Source organism: Pedobacter sp. BG31, assembly GCF_042464845.1.
GTDB classification, from domain to species: Bacteria; Bacteroidota; Bacteroidia; order Sphingobacteriales; family Sphingobacteriaceae; genus Pedobacter; species Pedobacter suwonensis.
Map to the genome: position 1 here is coordinate 50468 of NZ_JBHNZK010000021.1, position 22307 is coordinate 72774.

Annotated in this window: 19 protein-coding genes; 18 read left to right on the forward strand and 1 reads right to left on the reverse strand. The window is 40.0% G+C overall.

Going from position 1 to position 22307, the window contains the following annotated elements:
- Positions 1 to 15 precede the first annotated feature (15 nt).
- Positions 16 to 1011 (forward strand): type I glyceraldehyde-3-phosphate dehydrogenase, encoded by a 996-nt coding sequence (gene gap / locus ACFE6N_RS20200; RefSeq protein ID WP_378939473.1) that lies wholly within the window; start codon positions 16 to 18, stop codon positions 1009 to 1011.
- Position 1012: 1 nt separating this feature from the next.
- On the opposite strand, the gene ACFE6N_RS20205 is transcribed toward gap, so the two are convergent.
- Positions 1013 to 1402: a hypothetical protein gene (locus tag ACFE6N_RS20205; RefSeq protein ID WP_090982469.1), complete on the reverse strand. Its 390-nt coding sequence runs from the start codon at positions 1400 to 1402 to the stop codon at positions 1013 to 1015.
- A gap of 367 nt (positions 1403 to 1769) precedes the next feature.
- Here ACFE6N_RS20205 and ACFE6N_RS20210 point away from each other — a divergent pair, with 367 nt between their 5' ends.
- The 17 genes from ACFE6N_RS20210 to ACFE6N_RS20290 all read left to right on the forward strand — a co-directional run bounded on the left by ACFE6N_RS20210 (position 1770) and on the right by ACFE6N_RS20290 (position 22126).
- On the forward strand, positions 1770 to 2207 hold the full coding sequence (locus tag ACFE6N_RS20210; protein WP_378939476.1) for a GNAT family N-acetyltransferase: 438 nt from the start codon (positions 1770 to 1772) through the stop codon (positions 2205 to 2207).
- 6 nt (positions 2208 to 2213) lie between these two features.
- Complete coding sequence (locus ACFE6N_RS20215; RefSeq protein ID WP_145856413.1) at positions 2214 to 3407, forward strand: phosphoglycerate kinase; 1194 nt, start codon at positions 2214 to 2216, stop codon at positions 3405 to 3407.
- A 404-nt stretch (positions 3408 to 3811) separates the two neighbouring features.
- The gene (gene mraZ / locus ACFE6N_RS20220; RefSeq protein WP_090982477.1) at positions 3812 to 4279 is read left to right on the forward strand and encodes a division/cell wall cluster transcriptional repressor MraZ; all 468 of its coding nucleotides are present in this window, start codon (positions 3812 to 3814) and stop codon (positions 4277 to 4279) included.
- Positions 4269 to 5174 carry a 16S rRNA (cytosine(1402)-N(4))-methyltransferase RsmH gene (gene rsmH / locus ACFE6N_RS20225; protein WP_378939495.1) on the forward strand — a complete coding sequence of 302 codons (906 nt, stop codon included), beginning with the start codon at positions 4269 to 4271 and terminating at the stop codon, positions 5172 to 5174. The genes mraZ and rsmH overlap by 11 nt, the downstream gene beginning before the upstream one ends.
- The gene (locus tag ACFE6N_RS20230; RefSeq protein WP_090982481.1) at positions 5171 to 5593 is read left to right on the forward strand and encodes an FtsL-like putative cell division protein; all 423 of its coding nucleotides are present in this window, start codon (positions 5171 to 5173) and stop codon (positions 5591 to 5593) included. The genes rsmH and ACFE6N_RS20230 overlap by 4 nt, the downstream gene beginning before the upstream one ends.
- Complete coding sequence (locus ACFE6N_RS20235) at positions 5583 to 7685, forward strand: penicillin-binding protein (protein WP_134204015.1); 2103 nt, start codon at positions 5583 to 5585, stop codon at positions 7683 to 7685. Before ACFE6N_RS20230 ends, ACFE6N_RS20235 begins: the two co-directional genes overlap by 11 nt.
- A 101-nt stretch (positions 7686 to 7786) precedes the next feature.
- Entirely contained in the window at positions 7787 to 9244 is a 1458-nt protein-coding gene (locus ACFE6N_RS20240; RefSeq protein ID WP_378939479.1) for a UDP-N-acetylmuramoyl-L-alanyl-D-glutamate--2,6-diaminopimelate ligase, read from the forward strand.
- Positions 9244 to 10491, forward strand: a complete 1248-nt coding sequence (mraY, locus tag ACFE6N_RS20245) for a phospho-N-acetylmuramoyl-pentapeptide-transferase (protein ID WP_378939481.1) — start codon at positions 9244 to 9246, stop codon at positions 10489 to 10491. The genes ACFE6N_RS20240 and mraY overlap by 1 nt, the downstream gene beginning before the upstream one ends.
- A gap of 132 nt (positions 10492 to 10623) precedes the next feature.
- Positions 10624 to 12012, forward strand: a complete 1389-nt coding sequence (gene murD / locus ACFE6N_RS20250) for a UDP-N-acetylmuramoyl-L-alanine--D-glutamate ligase (RefSeq protein ID WP_378939483.1) — start codon at positions 10624 to 10626, stop codon at positions 12010 to 12012.
- A gap of 15 nt (positions 12013 to 12027) precedes the next feature.
- Complete coding sequence (locus ACFE6N_RS20255; RefSeq protein WP_378939485.1) at positions 12028 to 13221, forward strand: FtsW/RodA/SpoVE family cell cycle protein; 1194 nt, start codon at positions 12028 to 12030, stop codon at positions 13219 to 13221.
- A 42-nt stretch (positions 13222 to 13263) separates the two neighbouring features.
- Positions 13264 to 13677, forward strand: a complete 414-nt coding sequence (locus ACFE6N_RS20260) for a GxxExxY protein (RefSeq protein WP_293789479.1) — start codon at positions 13264 to 13266, stop codon at positions 13675 to 13677.
- Between the two features lie 114 nt (positions 13678 to 13791).
- Positions 13792 to 14895, forward strand: a complete 1104-nt coding sequence (gene murG, locus ACFE6N_RS20265) for an undecaprenyldiphospho-muramoylpentapeptide beta-N-acetylglucosaminyltransferase (RefSeq protein ID WP_378939488.1) — start codon at positions 13792 to 13794, stop codon at positions 14893 to 14895.
- Between the two features lie 145 nt (positions 14896 to 15040).
- Positions 15041 to 16396, forward strand: a complete 1356-nt coding sequence (murC, locus tag ACFE6N_RS20270) for a UDP-N-acetylmuramate--L-alanine ligase (RefSeq protein ID WP_378939490.1) — start codon at positions 15041 to 15043, stop codon at positions 16394 to 16396.
- The gene (locus ACFE6N_RS20275) at positions 16389 to 17594 is read left to right on the forward strand and encodes a cell division protein FtsQ (RefSeq protein WP_378939492.1); all 1206 of its coding nucleotides are present in this window, start codon (positions 16389 to 16391) and stop codon (positions 17592 to 17594) included. Before murC ends, ACFE6N_RS20275 begins: the two co-directional genes overlap by 8 nt.
- A 4-nt stretch (positions 17595 to 17598) precedes the next feature.
- Positions 17599 to 18957, forward strand: a complete 1359-nt coding sequence (gene ftsA, locus ACFE6N_RS20280; RefSeq protein WP_090982496.1) for a cell division protein FtsA — start codon at positions 17599 to 17601, stop codon at positions 18955 to 18957.
- A 130-nt stretch (positions 18958 to 19087) separates the two neighbouring features.
- Complete coding sequence (ftsZ, locus tag ACFE6N_RS20285) at positions 19088 to 20719, forward strand: cell division protein FtsZ (protein WP_145856401.1); 1632 nt, start codon at positions 19088 to 19090, stop codon at positions 20717 to 20719.
- A 165-nt stretch (positions 20720 to 20884) separates the two neighbouring features.
- Positions 20885 to 22126: an aminotransferase class I/II-fold pyridoxal phosphate-dependent enzyme gene (locus tag ACFE6N_RS20290; protein WP_090982867.1), complete on the forward strand. Its 1242-nt coding sequence runs from the start codon at positions 20885 to 20887 to the stop codon at positions 22124 to 22126.
- The last annotated feature ends 181 nt before the right edge of the window (positions 22127 to 22307 follow it).

Sequence of the window (22307 nt, forward strand, 5' to 3'; positions counted from 1 at the left end):
TCTAATTTTATAATCATGAGGCTGGCAATAAATGGTTTTGGTAGAATAGGAAGAACATTTTTACGCCTGGCATTGGCCGAAGGCTTTGATGTAGTAGCCATTAACGATCTTGCAGATGCCAGAACAATGGCGCATTTGTTTAAGTATGATAGTGTTCACGGTGTTTTTAAGGGTAACGTTTCGGCTAAAACCGATACATTGGTGATTAATGACCTTTCCATTCCCGTTTTTGCCATTGAAGCAGCTGATGAACTGCCATGGTCGGCACTGCGTGTTGATTTGGTTATTGATTGTACGGGCAGGAACCTGACGCGGACATCAGCTGAAAAACATATATCCTCAGGAGCAAAACAGGTCTTGATTTCTGCGCCGGCTGCAGAAGATATTCCGATGGTGGTGTTAGGCGTAAACGACGATCATCTTGATCTGACCAGCACGATATTATCAAACGCAAGCTGTACAACCAATAATATTGCCCCAATGATTAAAATTCTGAACGATAACTGGGGCGTGGAGGAAGGTTATATTACAACCATCCATTCTATGACTGGAGACCAGAATCTGCATGATGCCAACCACAAAGACTTGCGCAGGGCAAGAGCAGCTTCATCTTCTATTATCCCCACTACCACGGGGGCAGCAAAAGCCATCACCCATATTTTCCCCGAATTGGATGGCCGTTTAGGTGGCGCGGGAATCAGGGTGCCGGTATTAAATGGATCGTTAACCGATTTTACCTGTTTGTTAAAGAAGAAAACCACCATTGAAGAAATTAATTCAGCTTTTAAATATGCTGCCGAAAATGAATTGAAAGGCCTTATTCAGTACACTGAAGATCCGATTGTTTCCATTGATATTATTGATAATCCACATTCCTGCATATTCGATTCGTTATTGACTTCGATTGTTGGCGACCTGGTTAAAGTGGTGGGCTGGTACGATAATGAGTACGGTTATAGCAGTCGTTTAATCGATGTTGTGAAAAAAATCAATATGCTTAATACAAAATAATTTAGGGTTTTTGTGTTGATTTTAATGCCCAATAAACCAGCACTGGCTGAAAAAATAAGCGTAAAAAGCGTTTGCTATCCGTGTTAAGCCCGAATGCGCTTCGTTTGTGGGTATATTGAGCTATATTTCCTGGGAAAACGCTAACGAACAAGCCGGCGGCAATTTTGCCAATTAATGCCTGATGTTTTTTGGGCGCTAATACCAAAGCAGTGCCCAGGGCAATTTCAACAAAACCCGAGTACACAACGGTATCGTCTTTCTTTAAAGGTACCCAATCTGGCACCTGTGCCTGGAAAGGTTTACGGGCAAAAGTTAAATGCCCAATCCCGGCGGTTATTAAACCCGCGCCCATTAATACCCTGGCTGCTGTTTTTATGTTTTCTTCTTTCATTGTTTACATCAAATGATAATTCAATTTGCTTTGGCCTGAACTGGTATATAAGAAAAACTGTTTTTGTAAACGCCCTTAGATAGATTTTTGCTTTAATCAAAAGCTGGTTTTTAAGCTATCCAAAGGCGAAAATTGCTCATTCAGCCCTGACCTTATTAATCAAACAAGTAAATCGGATGTCTGTTTTGCACGATGTGCATTTTATGTTCGCTTCAGCTAAGGTAGTTGATTAGATGGGTTTTATATCAAAATTTTAGCACTTTCTGGCATTATTATTAGCGTGTTTCAATTGCTTTATTAACTTTGCAGACGTTTGCGGTGTATTCAATGGCGATTTCTTTGGGTACAGACTAATCATAAAATAAATATGGTCAAATTCATTCTTCCTGAAGAAGTTCTGCCTTTAAGGAGCCTGGTTTTACGCAACGGCAAACCATTAGCAGCCTGTGTTTTTGAAGGGGACCTGGCCTACGACACCTTTCACCTGGGTTTTTTTAAAGATGGAGAAGTAAAATCTATTGCCACATTTATGCGCAATGATTTTTTTCCCGGAGAAGGTGAAGGTTATCAGTTACGTGGGATGGCCACGCATCCGGATGAAGGTGGTAAGGGATACGGTGCAGCACTGGTTACTTTTGCTATCGAATATTTAAAAGAATACAAAACCGATTATTTATGGTGCAATGCCCGCTCAACCGCAGCAGCTTTTTATAAAAAAATCGGCTTCACTACTGATTCGCCTGAGTTCGATATCCCGGGCATCGGTTTCCATTACGAAATGAAATTAAACTTAAATCAAAAATAATTAATCATGAACACCATTGACCAGTTTGACTTTAAAGATAAAAAAGCATTAATCAGGGTAGATTTTAACGTGCCTTTGGATGATGAATTTAAAATTACCGATGATAAAAGGATCAGGGCTGCATTACCTACCATCAGCAAGATTTTAAAAGATGGCGGTGCGGTTATTTTGATGTCTCACTTAGGTCGCCCGAAAGACGGCCCTACCGATAAATATTCTTTAAAACACATTTTATCTGATTTATCTGCGCTTATTGGTGTTGACGTTAAGTTTGCAGACGATTGTATTGGCGAAAGTGCGGTAAAACAGGCAGCTGATCTAAAATCGGGCGAAGTTTTATTATTGGAAAACCTTCGTTTTTACAAAGAAGAAGAAAAAGGTGATGTAGCCTTTGCAGAGAAATTATCAAAATTGGGTGATGTTTATGTTAACGATGCCTTTGGTACTGCACACCGTGCACACGCTTCAACTTCAATTATTGCCCGGTTCTTCCCAAATGCAAAGTACTTTGGTTATTTAATGGCTTCTGAAGTAGAAAATGCAGAGAAAATTTTAAATCATGCAGAAAGGCCTTTCACAGCCATTATGGGTGGTGCTAAAGTCTCTGATAAAATTCTTTTGATTGAGAAATTACTGGAGAAAGTTGATAACCTGATTATTGGTGGTGGTATGGCTTATACTTTTGCCAAGGCACAAGGTGGCGAAATCGGTACCTCATTGTTAGAGGCTGACAAGCAGGAACTTTCTTTAGAACTGATCGAAAAAGCGAAAGCAAAAGGGGTAAACCTGATTTTGCCGGTTGATACCGTAATTGCAGATAAATTTGCCAACGATGCTGCTAAACAAGATGTTGCGGCAGGTCATATTCCGGCTGACTGGATGGGCTTAGATATCGGTCCTAAAACGGCTGAACTGTTCCAGGATGTAATTAAAAACTCCAAAACATTATTGTGGAATGGCCCGATGGGTGTTTTCGAGATGGAAAGCTTCCAGGTAGGCACCAAAGCTGTTGCCGATGCGGTAGTAGCTGCAACTAAAGATAATGGTGCATTTTCATTAATCGGCGGTGGCGATTCAGCTGCGGCGATTGCCAAATTCGGAATGGAAGATGAAGTGAGTTATGTTTCTACCGGTGGTGGTGCCTTACTTGAGTATATGGAAGGTAAGGAATTGCCAGGTGTCAAAGCCATTAACGAATAAGAGATAACAACCTTATAAAAGGCCTTGCAGATGATCTTTGCAAGGCCTTTTTGTTTAAACGGCTAAAAATGCAATTCGTATTTAATGTATGGTGCAACATGTAAATTCAGTGTTGAAATCTGGTTGATTTTTGCTATCAATAAGTTATTAAGATGCTCATTTTTAGTGTTATTTGTTTTTAGGTGTAAAAAGTGGGCGAACGTGACACTTTTATTTGATTTGTTTTTAACCTGCTTATTATCAGTTATTAATGTGTTTTTAATTGTACGGGTGGGTTTGTTGTAGCTATATTTGCTAGCCATTAATGTAACAAAAAAGATGTGGAAAACTTTTTTGTGGTAAAAAGTGGTAAAAAGTGGTAGAACTATTTACTTTTACACTAGATAAAAAGTGTAGATACCACTATGACCCAACTTTTAGGAGAATTTGATTGTAAACTTGACGCAAAGGGACGCCTTATGGTTCCTGCCGCGCTTAAGAAACAATTGCCTGAATCTGAGAAGGAAGGGTTGATCATCAACCGTGGTTTCGAAAAAAACCTGGTTATCTATCCAAGGAAAGTTTGGGATGCTGTTGTAGCTGATCTTTCTAAGTTAAATATTTACGATCAGGAAAACCGGGCCTTTGTAAGGGCCTTTACGCGTGGAGCAACCGAGCTTTCGCTTGATGCTGCCGGTCGGGTGCTTTTGCCAAAATCGCTGGTTGATTATGCGGGTATCGGTAGTGATCTGGTGCTGGCTTGTCAGTTAGATCGTATTGAAGTTTGGGATAAAAAATCTTACGAAGATATTTTTGATGATGTGCCGGCTAATTTCGCCAGTCTTGCTCAAAAGGTAATGGGTGATAAGAAAGGAGGAGCTGATGGAGAATAATTACCATGTACCTGTGATGTTAAAGCCTTGTATTGATGGCCTGAATATCAGGCCTGACGGGGTTTATGTTGATGTGACCTTTGGTGGTGGTGGTCATTCGAAAGAGATTTTGAAACATCTTGGTCCGAAGGGTAGGCTGATTGCTTTTGATCAGGATCCGGATGCGCAGGCTAATATTCCGGCAGACGATCGTTTTATTTTTATCGACCAGAATTTCGGTTTTCTGAAAAATAACCTCCGTTTAAAAGGTTTTAGGCAGGTTGATGGTATACTGGCTGATCTAGGGGTTTCTTCTCATCAGTTTGATGTGCCTGAACGTGGTTTTTCCATCCGTCACAATGCTGATTTGGATATGCGGATGGATCAGCACCGTGATTTAACGGCGGCTGAAATTTTAAACACCTATCCTGAAGACAAGCTTCATAAAATATTTGGAATTTATGGTGAGGTAAAAAATGCAAAATCTTTAGCGCGTGCTATTGTTACTGCCCGTTTAGAACAGCCGTTTACTGATATCAATAGTCTGAAATCGGCTATAACGGCTTATATCCCTAAGGGAAAAGAAAATAAATACCTGGCGCAGGTTTTTCAGGCGCTTAGGATAGAGGTGAATGCAGAAATTCAGGTGCTGGAAGATTTTTTACAACAGGCGGCCGATGTGTTAACCCCGGGCGGTCATTTGGTGGTGATGTCTTATCATTCGTTAGAAGACAGGCCGGTAAAAAACTTTATGGCAAAAGGGAAATTTCAGGGAGAAGTAGAAAAGGATTTCTTTGGAAATCAGCAAAAGCCATTTAATGTAATTACACGTAAAGCGATTGTGGCCACTGATGAGGAGATTGCGCAAAATAATCGTGCCCGCAGTGCGAAACTTAGAATTGCAGAAAAAATATGAACAGGTTTAGAGAGGAGATAGAGGAAGAGGAAGCTGGGCCTGAACCGGAGTTAAAAGCCGTGCCCAAAAAGCCGAAAACTGCTGAAGAGAAGATGGATAGCAATTCCTTCATCAGCAAGCTTTTTAATGATGGATTGGTAAGTAAAGAGGCGGCAACAGATGCTTTGCCTTATTTGTGTTTTCTGGCTTTTTTGGGGATGATTTATATCGCCAATAGCCATTTTGCGGTAAACAATGTTCGCCGTATTGATAAATTAAATAAAGAAGTAAAAGAATTAAGATGGGAGTATAAATCCCTTAAGGCCGACCTGATGTTCAAAAGTAAATTAACAGAGGTTGCTAAAAAGGTAGATACCCTTGGTATAAAAGAACTGATTGAACCACCAAAAAAAATAATTGTTAAAAGCGATGAATATTAGAGCAAACATCTTGCTTCGTGTATATCTGGCATTTGGCTTAATTGTGCTTTTTGCTTTCGCGGTGTTTTTACGCCTGGGTCAGGTGCAGTTTGTACAGGGAAAAAAATGGAAAGCTATGGCAGATAGTCTTTCTACCCGTTATGTAAATGTAGAAGCTACCCGTGGCAACATTTACTCCAATGATGGCAGTTTGCTGGCTACTTCGGTGCCGGAATATGAACTGCGTATGGATATGTTTGCCGGCGGTATTGCTGATGATAAAGTATTCAATGAGAAAGTAGATTCGCTGGGTTATAAATTATCGCAGATTTTTCAGGATAAAACTGCAAAAGAATATGCGCGTTACCTGCGTAAGGGCCGTCAGGACAGTGCACGTTATTTATTGATTCACCGTAAAGTAGGTTATGCCGATCTAAAAACGATCAGGACTTTTCCGCTTTATAACATTGGTAAATTTAGTGGTGGCTTAATTGCTGTGCAACAGAATAAACGGATTCTTCCTTTTCAGGCACTAGCTGCCCGTACCATCGGTTATAAAAACGAAAATGTAGCCAATGGTGTAGGTTTGGAAGGTGCTTATAAAGAATATATTAACGGTGAAACCGGAAAAAGATTGATGCAGCGTATTGCCGGAGGTGTTTATATCCCGGTGAATGAAGAAGCAGAGGTTGCGCCAAAGGATGGGGCTGACATTATCTCGACCATTGATGTGAATATGCAGGATCTGGCACAAAGTGCCTTAGAGAAACAGTTGATTAAATCAAAGGCAGATCATGGTGCAGTAATTGTAATGGAAGTGGCAACGGGCGAAATCCGTGCAGTGGCTAATTTCTCCAAAGTTGAAGAAGGTGTTTATAAAGAGAAATTTAATTACGCCATCGCCGGTAACCAGGATCCGGGTTCTACTTTTAAACTCGCTTCTTACATGGCTTTGCTGGAGGATGAACTGGTTGATACCAATACCATGGTTGGAACGGGTACTTATAAAATCCCCGGGCATACCATTAAAGATTCTCACGGAAGCATCGGTGTGGTAACCGTTAAAAAAGCTTTTGAACAATCATCCAATGCGGCGATTGCCTACCTGATTAACAGTAAATATGGTGCAAATCCGAAAAAGTTTACCGATCATCTGTATGACTGGCACTTGCATGAAAAAATGGGTTTGCAGATTCCGGGTGAAGCCAGGCCCGCAGTAAAAAATCCGGTTACCAATAAAAGTTGGAACAAGAATATGACCTTGCCGCAAATGGCATATGGATATGAAATGCAGTTGACACCATTGAAAATGTTATCGCTTTATAATGCGGTGGCCAATAATGGTAAGATGCTTCAGCCGATTTTTGTAAAAGAGATCAGAAGGTTGGGAAACCCGATTGAGCAGTTTAAAGCCAGGGTGATCAATGAAAAAATTTGTTCTGATGTTACACTGAGCAAGATCAAAAAAATGCTTGAAGGGGTGGTAACTGAGGGTAGCGGAAAGCAGATTGTTTACAATCCGTTATACCCGATTGCTGGTAAAACCGGTACTGCACAGGTGGCTGATGCCAATAAAGGATATAGGGCGAATAAACAGTATCAAGCCTCTTTTGTAGGTTATTTTCCTGCAAATAAGCCAAAATATTCAATGATCGTGGTAATTAATGATCCAAAAGGTGCTTATTACGGCGCATTGGTATCAGGTCCCGTTTTCAGGGAAATTGCCGATCGTATTTATGCCAGCGACATGCAGATGTACAATGATGTGCCTACCCGTTTGGTTGGCAATACCGGGACGCCGCCAACAAAGGCCGGACAAAGCAAAGCAACGCAGAAGGTATATAAAGCTTTCGGATTTAAGCCACTTTTTGCTTCAAAATCTGAGTATTACAACATTATAGATACCAGTGCAGGAACAATTTTTCAGGAAAACAGCGAGCGTAAAGGTGTAATGCCAAACGTAACAGGTATGGGGCTGAAAGATGCCTTGTACCTTTTAGGCAATGCAGGTTTAAAAACAAAGGTTTTTGGTGCCGGCAAAGTGATTAGTCAGTCGATAGCTGCCGGTACAAAAGTGGGTAGAGGATTAGGTGTTCAGATAGAGTTAAATTAAGGTGGAAGGTTTAGGGTTTAAGGCGTAGGGTTTAGAATGGAAGGTTTAAGGTGTATGCCTTGCTACCTGATACTCACTGTTTGATACTAAAAATAGAAAAAATGCAATTACAAGATTTACTTTACGGTGTAACGATTAAAGAATTGGTTGGTAAAACCGATCGGCAGATCAATGCGCTGAATTTCGATTCGCGTAAGGTAGGTAAAGATGATATCTTTTTTGCGGTTGTAGGTACCCTTGCTGATGGGCACCAGTTTATTGAGCAGACCGTTCAGCAGGGCGCAGGCGTAATTATCTGTGAAAATTTACCGGAAATCCACGATTTTACGGTGACTTATATCAAGGTTGAAAATACATCGGTTGCCCTGGGGATTATGGCCGGTAATTATTTTGGAAATCCATCAGCAGATTTAAAATTGATTGGTATTACCGGAACGAACGGAAAAACGACTATTGCGACCATTCTTTTTAAATTATTTAAAGATCTGGGTTATAAAACCGGGCTTTTATCTACGGTAGAGAATTACATCAATGATACGGTCGTGCCTGCTACGCACACTACGCCAAACCCGATTGCCTTAAACCAGCTGTTAAGGGATATGGTAAAGGCAGGATGCGATTATTGTTTCATGGAAGTAAGTTCGCATGCCGTGTCCCAGCACCGGATAGAAGGATTAACTTTCTCCGGTGGGGTGTTTTCGAATTTAACACATGACCATTTAGATTTTCATAAAACTTTTGATGCCTACCTGAAAGCCAAAAAAGCATTTTTTGATATGCTGCCTAAATCGGCATTTGCGCTGACCAATATCGATGATAAAAATGGCATGGTGATGCTGCAGAATACCAAAGCACATAAAAAGACTTATGCGCTGAAGCAGCTGGCAGATTTTAAGGCTAAAATTATCGAAAACCAGTTCAGTGGTTTGCATTTGGATATCGATAACGAAGATGTTTATTTTAAACTGGTAGGCTCTTTTAATGCCTATAACCTATTGGCCGTTTACGGAACTGCGATTTTATTAGAGCAAGATAAATTAAGGGTGCTCACGATGTTGAGTCGTTTATCAGGTGCAGAAGGAAGGTTCGATTATATCACTTCGGCTGATAAAATTATTGGTATTGTAGATTATGCACATACCCCGGATGCCGTTCAGAACGTATTAAGTACCATTGCCAATATCCGTAAAGGAACCGAACAGGTAATTACGGTAATTGGTTGCGGTGGAGATCGTGACAAAACCAAAAGGCCGATTATGGCCCAGGTGGCCTGCGACTGGAGTGATAAGGTGATTCTCACATCTGACAATCCACGTACGGAAGATGCTCAAGCCATTATCCATGATATGGAAGCAGGCGTTTCGCCGACAAATAAGCGTAAAACATTATCCATTTTAGATAGAAAAGAAGCGATTAAAACAGCCTGTCATTTAGCGAAGCCAGGAGATATTATTCTTGTTGCGGGTAAAGGACATGAGAAATACCAGGAAATTAATGGGGTAAGAAACCATTTTGATGATAAAGAAATCTTACTTGAACAATTAAAACCAATCAGCTAATGTTATATTTATTATTCGAATACCTGCATAAGCATTATGACATACCTGGGTTAAGGTTGTTTCAGTACATCACTTTCCGGGCTTCCATTTCTATCATTTTATCGCTGATCATCACTACGGTATATGGACGGAGGCTCATCGATTTTTTACATAAAAAACAGGTAGGTGAAACGGTTAGGAATTTAGGTTTAGAAGGCCAGATGCAAAAACAAGGTACGCCAACCATGGGCGGTATCATTATTTTGCTGGGTATTCTTATCCCGACATTGTTATTTGCCAATATTTCAAATATCTACGTTATCCTGATGATTATTACGACCATCTGGATGGGCGCAATCGGCTTTTTAGATGACTATATCAAAGTATTTAAGAAAAACAAAGAAGGTTTAGCTGGTCGCTTTAAAGTGGTTGGTCAGGTAGGTTTAGGCTTAATTGTTGGCACAACCATGTATTTTCATCCCAATATCGTGGTGAGAGAAACTGTTCAGGATAATGTTAAAAGCACTTCTACTGTCCCGATGGTATTGCGCCAGAAAGGCGAAACTTTTTACTATACACAAGATGTAAAATCGACCAAAACCAACATGCCTTTTTATAAAAACAACGAGTTCGATTATGCCAAGGTATTAAAGTTTTTAGGGGGTGATTATCAGAAATATGCTTTTATCATATTCCTCGTGTTCACCGTATTTATCATTACCGCAGTTTCAAATGGAGCCAATATTACCGACGGTATTGACGGGCTCGCCACGGGTACTTCTGCAGTAATTGGTATTACACTGGGAATTTTGGCTTATGTATCGGGTAATACGATCATGGCCGATTACCTGAACATTATGTATATCCCGAACTCTGCAGAGCTGATGATTTTTGCAGGAGCATTTGTTGGTGCTTGTGTGGGTTTCCTTTGGTACAACTCTTATCCTGCTCAGATTTTTATGGGCGATACCGGAAGTTTGGCCATCGGGGGAATCATAGCCGCTTTTGCACTGATGATTCGTAAGGAGCTTTTAATCCCGATTTTATGCGGAATATTCCTGGTAGAACTGGTTTCGGTGATTATGCAGGTTTCTTACTTCAAATACACCAAGAAGAAATTTGGAGAAGGCCGCAGGATTTTCCTGATGTCGCCTTTGCATCACCACTACCAGAAAAAGGGATATCATGAAGCTAAAATTGTAACCCGTTTCTGGATTATCGGGATCATGCTTGCGATTATGACCATTGTAACATTGAAATTGAGGTAATTCAAGGTGGGAAGGTTTAAAGGTGGATGGTGGAAGGTTTAAGTAGATCAGTAAAAATAAAAAATAAATAAAAGTTTAATAGTAGTGTCTTGATACCTGATACTAATTACTTAATACTAAAAATATAAAACAATGAACACGAATAACATCACATCAAGCAATACTAAGTCAGCAATGACCGGGCAGGGCCGTGTGGTTATTCTTGGTGCCGGCGAAAGTGGGGTAGGTGCAGCAAAGCTGGCACAAGCCAAAGGTTTCGACGTATTCGTTTCGGATTTTGGTATCATAAGCGATAAATACAAAGCTGCATTAGAAAAGCTTGGCGTGCCCTGCGAATCTGAAAAGCATACCGAAGAATTGATTCTGAATGCAACGGAAGTTATTAAAAGTCCTGGTATCCCGCCAACAGTACCTATCGTTAAAAAACTGGTTGCCCGGGGTATTCCGGTAATTTCAGAAATTGAGTTTGCCAAAAGATATACCAACGCCAAAACCATTTGCATTACAGGTTCTAATGGTAAATCAACTACAAGCCTGTTAACCTATCATATCTTAAAAAATGCGGGCTTGAATGTAGGTTTGGCCGGTAACATCGGGCAGAGTTTTGCCGCGCAGGTAGCCACAGAAGACTATGAATATTATGTGCTGGAAATATCGAGTTTTATGCTTGACGATATGTTCCGGTTCAAGGCAGATATTGCTGTTTTATTAAATATTACACCCGATCATTTGGATCGCTACGATTACAAGCTGGAGAATTACGCTGCATCAAAAATGCGCATCATTCAAAACCAGACTGCAGATGACGTTTTCATTTATTGTGCAGATGATGAGGAAAGCCTGAAAGCCATGGCAATTACTAGACCACTTGCCAGAACCTATCCTTTTTCGATTGTTAAACCAGTTGAAAGGGGTGCTTATTTAGAAGATAATACTTTACACATCCTTACAGAACCTAATAACCCACTAACCATGTCTATTTCAGATTTAGCCTTACAGGGCAAGCACAACATTTACAATTCTATGGCCTCAGGCATTGTGTCGAAAGTTTTAGAATTACGAAATGAGTCCATCCGCGAGAGCATGGGTAATTTCAAGAATATTGAGCACAGGTTAGAGCATGTTGCCAAAATTTCGGGGATCGATTTTATCAACGATAGTAAAGCCACCAATGTAAACTCTACCTGGTATGCTTTAGAAAGTATGACGAGCGATGTAGTGCTGATTATGGGCGGTGTTGATAAAGGAAACGATTACAATATGCTTAAGGATCTGGTTAAAACTAAGGTGAAAGCCATTGTTTGCCTGGGCAAAGACAATAAACGTATTCATGATGCTTTTGAGGATGATGTAGATATTATTGTCAATACTTTTTCTGCAGAAGAAGCTGCACAGATTGCTTTCCATCTGGCTAAACGTGGCGATGCCGTATTGCTATCGCCAGCATGTGCAAGTTTTGATTTGTTTAAAAATTATGAAGACCGCGGTAACCAGTTTAAGGCGGCAGTAAGAGAATTATAACAGGAGGCTCAATATATGTTGCAGGCACTACTTAATAAAACAAAAGGAGATAGATGGATCTGGCTGATCATCATCCTGCTTTCGCTTATATCTGTAATGGCAGTGTATAGCGCAACGGGTACTTTGGCTTATAAAAAAGGAGAAGCTGTAGAAAAACTTTTGCTTACCAAACACCTTATTTTCGTTTTGCTGGGCATAGGTATGATTTACATCGCCCACCTGCTTGATTATCGCTATTATGCAGGTATTTCAAAGGTGTTAATGATTGTAACTATTCCTTTGCTGTTTTACACCTTAATTTTTGGTACGAACTTAAACGATGCTTCAAGGTGGGTTAAAATACCGGTAATTGGGTTAACCTTTCAAACTTCCGATTTAGCAAAGCTGGCATTGATTACCTTTTTGGCCCGGATGCTGACCAAAAAACAAGAAAATATTAAAGACGTTAAAGAGTCATTTATACCGATTATGGGGTCGGTTTGTGTGGTTTTTGTTCTAATTGCACTGGCCAATTTATCTACAGCTTTAATGCTTTTTGGTGTAAGTATATTGCTGCTGATTATAGGTAGGATCAGTATTAAACAGATCGCTATTGTTTGTGCAGGAGGTTTTGTCCTGCTATTGTTCGTTTTCTTTTTAGGGCCAAGGCGAAAAACCTACATGTCGCGTATCAATACGTTTATGCATCCTGAAATGCAGCATTCAGATAAAACTTTCCAGGCAGATCAGGCAAAAATTGCCCTGGCTACTGGTGGTGTTTTTGGTAAAGGACCAGGTAATAGTACACAGCGCAATTTCCTGCCACACCCATATTCCGATTTTATTTTCGCCATTATTATTGAAGAATGGGGGACTGTGGGAGGAATTGTTATCATGATACTATACCTGGTGCTTTTATACCGATGTATCAAGATCGTAACCCGGGCACCCAAGGCTTTTGGTGCGCTGCTGGCCGCCGGATTAAGTTTTAGTCTGACCATTCAGGCCTTTGCAAACATGGCGGTAGCAGTTGGTTTAGGGCCGGTAACCGGGGTTCCATTGCCGCTGGTAAGTATGGGGGGTACCTCTATGATTTTTACCAGTGTTGCGTTTGGTATTATTCTGAGTGTAAGCCGCGACGTAGAAGAAAATGCCAATGCAGCAACAAAAGAAGATAAAGATAAAGTGAAAAATAAAGTGATCGTTGGAGAACTTCCAGCATTTGGATAAATAAAAACAACCACAAAGAAACAAAAGAACACAATAGCTATAATGATACCTAGTAAAGCATATCTAACTGATTTAACTTATCAGGTCAATGGTGCCGCCATTGAAGTGCATAAGGCGCTCGGAGCCGGATTATTAGAAAGTGCGTATCATAAATGCATGAAATATGAACTGGCACTAAGAGGGATTTCTTTTATGACTGAAATGATTGTACCAGTAAATTATAAAGGAATGGCTATAGACGCAAATTTGAGGTGTGATTTATTTATTGAAAATGTACTCACGGTTGAATTAAAGTCTGTTGATAAATTAATGCCGATTCATGAGGCTCAAATTATTACTTATATGAAGCTGTTGGGTTCTCCGAAGGGAATAATTTATAATTTCAATACAGTTAATTTATATAGTGAAGGACAAAAAACATATGTAAACGATTTATTCAGGCTGTTACCTGAATAATCATATACTAACTATTGTTCGTTTGGTGGGCAATATTTACATTAAACAAAAACAACAACTTTTGTTCTCTATTGTGGCTTTTGTGGTGAAATAGTTAACATTAAAACAATTAAAATGAATAATTCCCCAAAAATTATCATATCAGGTGGTGGCACCGGCGGGCACATTTTTCCCGCCGTAGCCATAGCCAATGCGCTAAAACGTATGGTGCCAACCTGTGAAATCTTATTTGTGGGTGCGATAGGCCGAATGGAAATGGAAAAAGTTCCTGCTGCCGGTTATAAAATTATAGGATTGAATATTAGTGGCATACAACGCGGCTCGATTATCAAAAACCTGGCACTTCCGCTAAAGGTTATTGGCAGCGTACGGAAAGCCCTGCAGATTATTAATGATTTTAAACCCGATGCAGTAGTAGGCGTTGGTGGTTATGCTTCTGGACCCCTGTTGTATGCATCATCATTAAAAGGAATTCCTTACCTCATACAGGAACAGAATTCTTATGCGGGGGTAACCAATAAGTGGTTAGGTAAAAAGGCTTCGAAAATCTGTGTCGCTTTTGATGAAATGGACCAGTTTTTTCCAGCTGACCGGATTTTAAAAACAGGAAATCCTGTCCGTCAGCAAGTGGTTGATATTAAAGGAAAGCACCATGCAGGAGCTGAACTATTAAAACTAGACCCATTAAAAAAGACCATTATGGTTACCGGTGGAAGTTTAGGCGCAGGAACATTAAATAAGGCAATTGAAAAACACTTGCCAGAAATTATTGCGCAAGATGTGCAGGTGATCTGGCAAACCGGTAAGTATTACTATAAAGGGATTATGGAAAGATTGGGTCCCGATTACCACCCAAACGTCCGGATCCTGGAGTTTTTGAATAAAATGGATCTGGCTTATGCCGCTGCCGATGTGATCATCAGCCGTGCCGGAGCAGGGACAATAGCAGAACTTTGTTTGATCAAAAAGCCAGTGATTCTGGTGCCTTCGCCAAATGTTGCTGAAGACCATCAGACCAAAAATGCAATGGCCCTGGTTAAAAATGGAGCTGCAGTACTCATTAACGATCGCTCAGCCGAAGATACTTTGGTAAAAGCGGCACTTGAACTTTTAAATAATAAAGAACAAAGCGAACAGCTGGCAGAAAACATAGGCAAAATGGCATTGCCAAAGGCAGATGAAATTATTGCTGGAGAAGTATTAAAATTGATTATATAAGCTTCAAGAATAAAGAAAAAAGACTAAAGCAACGACAGGTAGTAACTACGAGATACGAAGCAATCTTAAAGCGATAGAAAATAATAAAATAAAACAGTGGAAAGACAGCTTTAAGCTTTGGTCTTTTTGCTTTTAGCTAAAAAAAATGGAATTAAGTAAAATAAATAGGGTTTTCTTTGTAGGTATCGGTGGTATCGGCATGAGTGCGCTTGCCCGTTATTTTGCTAAACGCGGACAGGTGGTTTGTGGTTATGATAAAACCCAGACCAAACTGACTGAAACCTTAATGCAGGAAGGGATCTTAATTACCTTTCTTGACGAAATTTCTGCATTGCCTAATGAATTTTCAGATCATCAGGATGATACCCTTGTTGTGTATACACCAGCAATTCCAAAAGATTCGAAGATTTTAAATCACTTTATAGAAAGAGGTTTTACACTAAAAAAACGTTCAGAAGTTTTAGGTATCATCAGTAAGGGAATGTTCTGTATTGCTATCGCCGGCACGCATGGTAAAACTACAACTTCATCTATCGTTGCTCATGTTTTAAAAGATACCGGTTACGATTGTACTGCTTTTTTAGGCGGCATAACCAGTAACTACAATAGTAATGTGCTTTTCGGAAAAAACAATGTGGTAGTGGTAGAGGCTGATGAGTACGATCGCTCATTTCTCACCCTTCATCCTGACATAGCTGTGGTTACTTCGATGGATGCCGATCATTTGGATATTTATGGCGATAAAAGCCATCTTGAAGAATCCTTTCGCTTGTTTGCTGGCCAGCTGAAAGCAGAAGGTACACTTTATGCACATGAAGGATTGCCGTTGGAGGAAAGCATCAGCTATGCAGCAAGTTCAACGGCAGTAGCAAAGGCAGAAAATTTAAGGGTAGAAGGTTCGAAATTTCTTTTTGATTATACCGGTGGTGCCCAAAGCATAAACGATATCAGTTTGATGCTTCCAGGTAAGCACAATGTAGAAAATACAACGGTTGCTATTGCCATTGCCTTACAGTTGGGCATTGATGCTGAAAAGATAAAACAGGCTGTTGCAAATTTTAAGGGTGTTAAACGCCGCTTTGAATACATTGTAAATAATAGTAATCAGATTTATATTGATGATTATGCACATCATCCCGAAGAACTTAGGGCTTGTTTTGATGCGGTAAGGCAATTATATCCTAATAAAAAGCTAACCGTAATTTTCCAGCCGCACCTGTTCACCAGGACACGTGATTTTGCAGATGAATTTGCAAAAGTTTTGAGCACTGCTGATGAACTGATGCTATTGGAAATTTACCCCGCAAGAGAATTACCAATTGAAGGGATAAATGCACAGTTTTTACTGGATAAAATCACGCTGGCAGATAAACAGGTATGCGGAAAAGATTTTGTAGTCCAGTATGTTAGGGATACAAAACCTGAATTAATTTTAACAGTAGGTGCGGGCGATATAGACACTATTATCGAACCCCTAAAAAATACTTTGAACAATGCTTAAACGGATAAACTGGAGCGCAATTTTTACTGGCTTTGCCTGGCTGATCAGCCTGGCAGGGGTGGTGGTGCTTTTGAGTTTTATCAATGTGAAGAAACAGACGGTTAAATGCAAAGATGTTAAGATTCTGATTCCCGGGGCAGATAATTTCATTGAACGTGAAGAGATCGATGCGATTTTGAAAGAAGATCAGGGTGTGCTGTTAGGCCGTAACCTCGAAAACATCAACATTCATAATATCGAAAAAAAACTGCAGTCTAACCCGTACATTGGTTTTGCGAAGGTATATGTAGATATGGATGGGGTATTGCATATTGAAGTAAAGCAGCGTCAGCCTATCCTTCGCATATTGAACGAAAACGGGCAGGATTTTTACATTGATAACGACGGACTGAAAATGCCTATTTCATCAAACTTTACTGCCAATGTGCTGGTAGCAACAGGACATATTACCGAAATTTTTGGGAGTAGGGTAGATACATTGCGTACACAACTGGCAAGAGATTTATATAAAACTGCGCAGTTTATTAAAAAAGATACGCTCTGGGATTCGCAGATTGAGCAGATTGTAGTTGATCAAAAAAATGATATCGAACTGATACCAAGAGTAGGCAATCAGCGGATTATTCTGGGTAATGCCGATTCGCTTGAAAAGAAAATGACAAACCTGCTGTTGTTTTATAAAAAGGCAATGCCCCAGGTAGGATGGGACACTTATCGGACCATTAACATCAAGTATACCAACCAGATTGTTTGCGAAAGAAGAGATTCGACAGAATTGGCAAAAAAAGCTAAAACAATTTCTGCAGCAGATAGTTTGAGGATACAACGAAGTGTAACCGACTCATTAATCAGAAATACAATTGTTGCCGCTATGGATGATCGTCCGGAGGCCGATGAACCGAAAAAAACAGAAGTTCGTAAGGTTGAACCAAAAAAGGTTGTAGAAAAAAAAACTGAGCCTAAAAAAGCAGAAACGAAAAAAACAACACCGGTTAAAACAGCATCAACAAAGCCAGTGGTTACTTTAGCCACAAAACCAAAGGATACGAGATCTGCGGATAAAAAAGAAAAACCGAAGCAAACGGTAACAACATTACCAAAGCCGGCAAAATCTGCGGCTCAATTGAAAAAAGAAATAGAAGCAAGAGAGAAAGAAATCAAAGCCCTAGAAAAACAGTATAAAACTCAGCAAAATTAACAATATGGATAAGGCAAAATTTACCAGTCAGTCGCCAATTGTAGTAGGATTGGATATCGGTACTACAAAAATTTGTGTTATCGTTGGCCGTAGAACGCAGCACGGTAAGATAGAAATTTTAGGAATAGGCAAGGCAGAATCGGCGGGTGTAACGCGTGGGGTGGTTTCTAACATTCAAAAAACAGTACAGGGAATTACTCAGGCTGTTGAAGTGGCAAGCGGACAATCCAATGTAGAGATACAGGTGGTAAATGTGGGTATTGCTGGTCAGCACATTAAAAGCTTACAGCATAGAGGTATTTTAACAAGAAGAGAACTAAACAATGAAATCGGTAAAAAGGATATCGATAAGTTGATTGATGATATGTTTAAGCTGGTAATGCCTCCGGGTGAGGAGATCATTCATGTATTGCCGCAGGAATTTACCATTGATAACGAGCCGGGAATCAAAGATCCGATCGGTATGGCGGGAGTTCGTCTTGAAGCTAACTTCCATATTATTTCTGGTCAGGTTACGGCCGTAAAAAATATCATCAAATGTGTAAACAATGCAGGATTGCAAACCCAGGATTTAATTCTTGAGCCATTGGCTTCATCTGAATCGGTGTTGAGCGAGGAAGAAAAAGAAGCTGGTATTGCATTGGTTGATATTGGTGGTGGTACTACGGATATTGCTATTTTTCACGAAGGTATTATCCGCCACACCGCAGTTATTCCTTTTGGTGGTAACAGTGTTACCGAAGATATTAGAGAAGGTTGTTCTGTAATGCGTAATCAGGCTGAGTTGCTTAAAACGCGTTTTGGTTCGGCATTGGCTGAAGAGAATAAAGAGAACGAAATTATCTGCGTACCAGGTTTACGTGGCCGCGAACCAAAAGAAATTTCGGTTAAAAACCTGGCCTATGTTATCCAGGCACGTATGGAAGAAATTATAGAACACGTATACTACGAGATCAAGTCTTCAGGATATGAGAAAAAACTGATTGGTGGTATTGTGATTACCGGTGGTGGTGCTTTACTAAAACATTTATCTCAGGCTGTTGAATATGTAACGGGTTTAGATTGCCGTATCGGTTACCCGAACGAGCATTTATCTAAATATGAGGATATGCCTAAAGCCATTTACGATGATCTGAAAAGCCCGATGTATGCAACGAGTGTAGGTTTGCTGATCAAAGGAATTCAGAAAGCTGAAGAATTGATGGAAGAAATGAAACAACCGGGTGTTTTTGTAGAAAAGCCAAAAACTGCCAAAGAAAAAGAAAAACGTGGACCAGGATTGTTTGATAAATTACTGGCGAAAACAAGAACTTTCATTCAGGATGATATGAATGTGAGTGATGAAGATTATCTGAAAAGCTAATTATTTTTCAACAAAAGAAGAGTTTTCCACATTCTTAACACTTGTGGAAAACGTCTGTTGAAAAAGTGTTAATATTACATGGAGTAATGAACAGAATTTAAAAATTTTTAAACAACTGATTCATAAAGATATGCAGTTCGAAATGTTAAAAGATAAATCTTCAATCATCAAGGTTATTGGTGTTGGAGGTGGTGGCGGCAACGCAGTGAACCATATGTACCTGTCTGGTATTACTGGTGTAGATTTTATTATTTGTAATACCGATGCCCAGGCGCTCGAATCCAGCCCTATACCTAATAAGGTGCAATTGGGTGCCAGCTTAACCGAAGGAATGGGAGCTGGTTCTATTCCTGAAGTTGGTAAAAATTCAGCTATAGAAAATATAGATGATATCAAAGCCATGTTAGGCAATACCACCAAAATGCTTTTCATTACAGCCGGAATGGGCGGTGGTACCGGAACAGGCGCTTCACCAATCATTGCGAAAGCAGCAAAAGAACTTGACATTTTAACTGTAGCCATCATTACTACACCATTTTCTTTCGAAGGAAAAAGACGTAGATTGCAAGCCGATGAGGGAATGGAAGAGTTGAAAAAATATGTAGATTCTTACCTGGTCATCTCTAACGACCGCTTGCGTGAAATATTTGGAAACCTAACCCTGGGTTCTGCCTTTGGCCAGGCCGATGATATTTTAACAACAGCTGCAAAAGGCATCGCAGAAATTATTACGGTTCCGGGATATATCAACGTGGATTTTAAAGATGTGCGTACCGTAATGAAAGATAGCGGTGTGGCCATCATGGGTAGTTTTGCCGCTGAGGGCGACGACCGTGCATTACAGGCTGTGGAAGGTGCTTTGGCTTCTCCATTGTTAAAAGATAATGAAATTGAAGGGGCCCGTTATATTTTATTGAACATCAGTTCTGGTTTGCGTGAGGTAACGATGGATGAGGTTTCGATTATTACCGATTATATTCAGGAAAAAGCCGGTTTATCAGCAGATTTGATTTGGGGTAACTGTACAGATGAATCTTTAGGTGATAAGCTTTCTGTAACCATTATTGCAACAGGTTTCCAAACATCTGAAGAACGCGTAAAAGAAGAAAAAAATAAAAAGAAAATATCACTTTTAACACCAGAAGAAGCACCGCTTATTCGCCCTGTTGAACCGGTAAACTCGTTCATCCAGCCTAAAGCAGCGCCATCTTATGAGCCTGTTTTAAAAACCAGGGAAGAAGTTTCGCAAGCAGATCTTTTTGGCGGTATGTTCAGCAAATCTGAGCCTCAAAAAGTTCAGGAGCCGGAAAATCATATTGTTCGCCATACTTTAATTGAAGAAGAGCCCCAGGTAGAAGAAGCGAAAGAGACAGGGTTTGAGTTCGAGGTTAAATTGGCTGAAACCAATTTTGTGTTTGAAACACCAGCAGCAAAAGCAGCTCCCATGCCACAGCCTGAACCGGAAATCGAAATGCCGGTTGTTGGCTTAGATGATGACAAGAATGATGAGTCAATGGAAGAGCAATTGAGAAAATCTAAAGAACGTATTTTACGTCTTAAGGATCTGAGCATGAAATTGCGTACAACAAATGGTTTACAGGAGCTTGAAAACGAACCAGCCTATAAACGCAAACAAATGCAATTACAACAGGTTCAGCATTCTTCAGAATCGCAGGTAAGCAGGTTTACATTAAGCAACGATCAGGATGGTGGTACAGAGATCAGACCAAATAATTCTTTTCTGCACGATAACGTTGATTAAAACCAACCAAATATAATTTAAAGCCCCGTTGTAACATCGGGGCTTTTTTGGCATACTATTGGAGCATAAAAACAGGTCTTAATTAATGCCTAAAAGTTAGCTAAGTTGATTTTAAGACTAATAAAGCTTAAATTCGCAAAATTTATATTAAAAACAGGTAATACATTGGATATATTTGATAAAATCGCAAAGCACATGGGGCCACTTGGCCAACACCAGAAATGGTCTCATGGGTATTTCTCGTTTCCAAAATTAGAGGGAGAAATTGCACCTCACATGCAATTTAAAGGAAAAGAGCATTTGGTCTGGAGCTTAAATAATTATTTAGGCTTAGCCAATCACCCGGAAGTTCGAAAAGCAGATGAAGAAGCTGCAGCTCAGTATGGTATGGCTTACCCGATGGGCGCCCGTATGATGAGTGGCAATTCTAAATTCCACGAGCAGTTGGAGCAGGAACTAGCCGCCTTTGTTGGTAAGCCAGATGCATTTTTGTTAAATTATGGTTATCAGGGAATGGTATCAATTATTGATACCCTGGTTGATCGTAATGATGTAATTGTTTACGATGCCGAATCACATGCCTGTATTATTGACGGTCTTCGTTTGCATATGGGTAAACGATTTGTTTATAAGCACAATGATATTGACAGTGCACGTAAACAATTAGAGCGTGCTACCAAATTAACGAAAGAATCTGGCGGTGGTATTCTTTTAATTACTGAAGGTGTTTTCGGAATGAGCGGGGCTCAGGGTAAATTAAAAGAGATCGTTGACCTTAAAAATGATTTTGAATTCCGTATCCTGGTTGATGATGCACATGGTTTTGGTACCATGGGTAAAACTGGTGCAGGTACACATGAAGCACAAGATTGCATTGATGGCATAGATGTTTACTTTGGTACATTTGCTAAATCGATGGCAGGTATCGGTGCTTTTGTAGCTTCAACAGAGGAAATTACCAATTTCTTAAGGTACAATATGCGTTCGCAAACTTTTGCCAAAGCCTTACCTATGCCAATGGTAATTGGATTATTAAAACGTTTAGAGTTATTGAAAAGCAAACCAGAACTTAAAGATAAGTTATGGGAAATTGCTACAACTTTACAAAAAGGGCTTCGTGAACGTGGTTTTGATTTAGGAGTGACCAATTCTGTTGTGACACCGGTTTTCTTAAAGGGTGAATTATCTGATGCTACAGCCATTACCTTCGATTTACGTGAAAATTATAGTATCTTCTGTTCAATCGTAGTGTACCCGGTAATTCCTAAAGGAATGATCGAGTTACGGCTAATTCCAACAGCTGTACATACGCTGGAAGATGTTCAACGTACGCTAGACGCTTTCAGCGAGGTTGCTGAAAAATTAGAAAACGGTTATTATAAAGAGAATCTTTTCGCTACTGCTTAAGATCAATAGAAATTTTACAAAGCCCTTTAGACATGTTTTAAAGGGCTTTTTTTATGGTGCGCCGGGCATGGCAATCGACTATAGGGTTAAAGTCCCGAACACGCTTAGCAGTAGGAAGTGTTAGCTAAAGACAAGGGTGTCGTGGGTGACTGCGAATCTGAAGGAAGTCGGCGGCAAATAT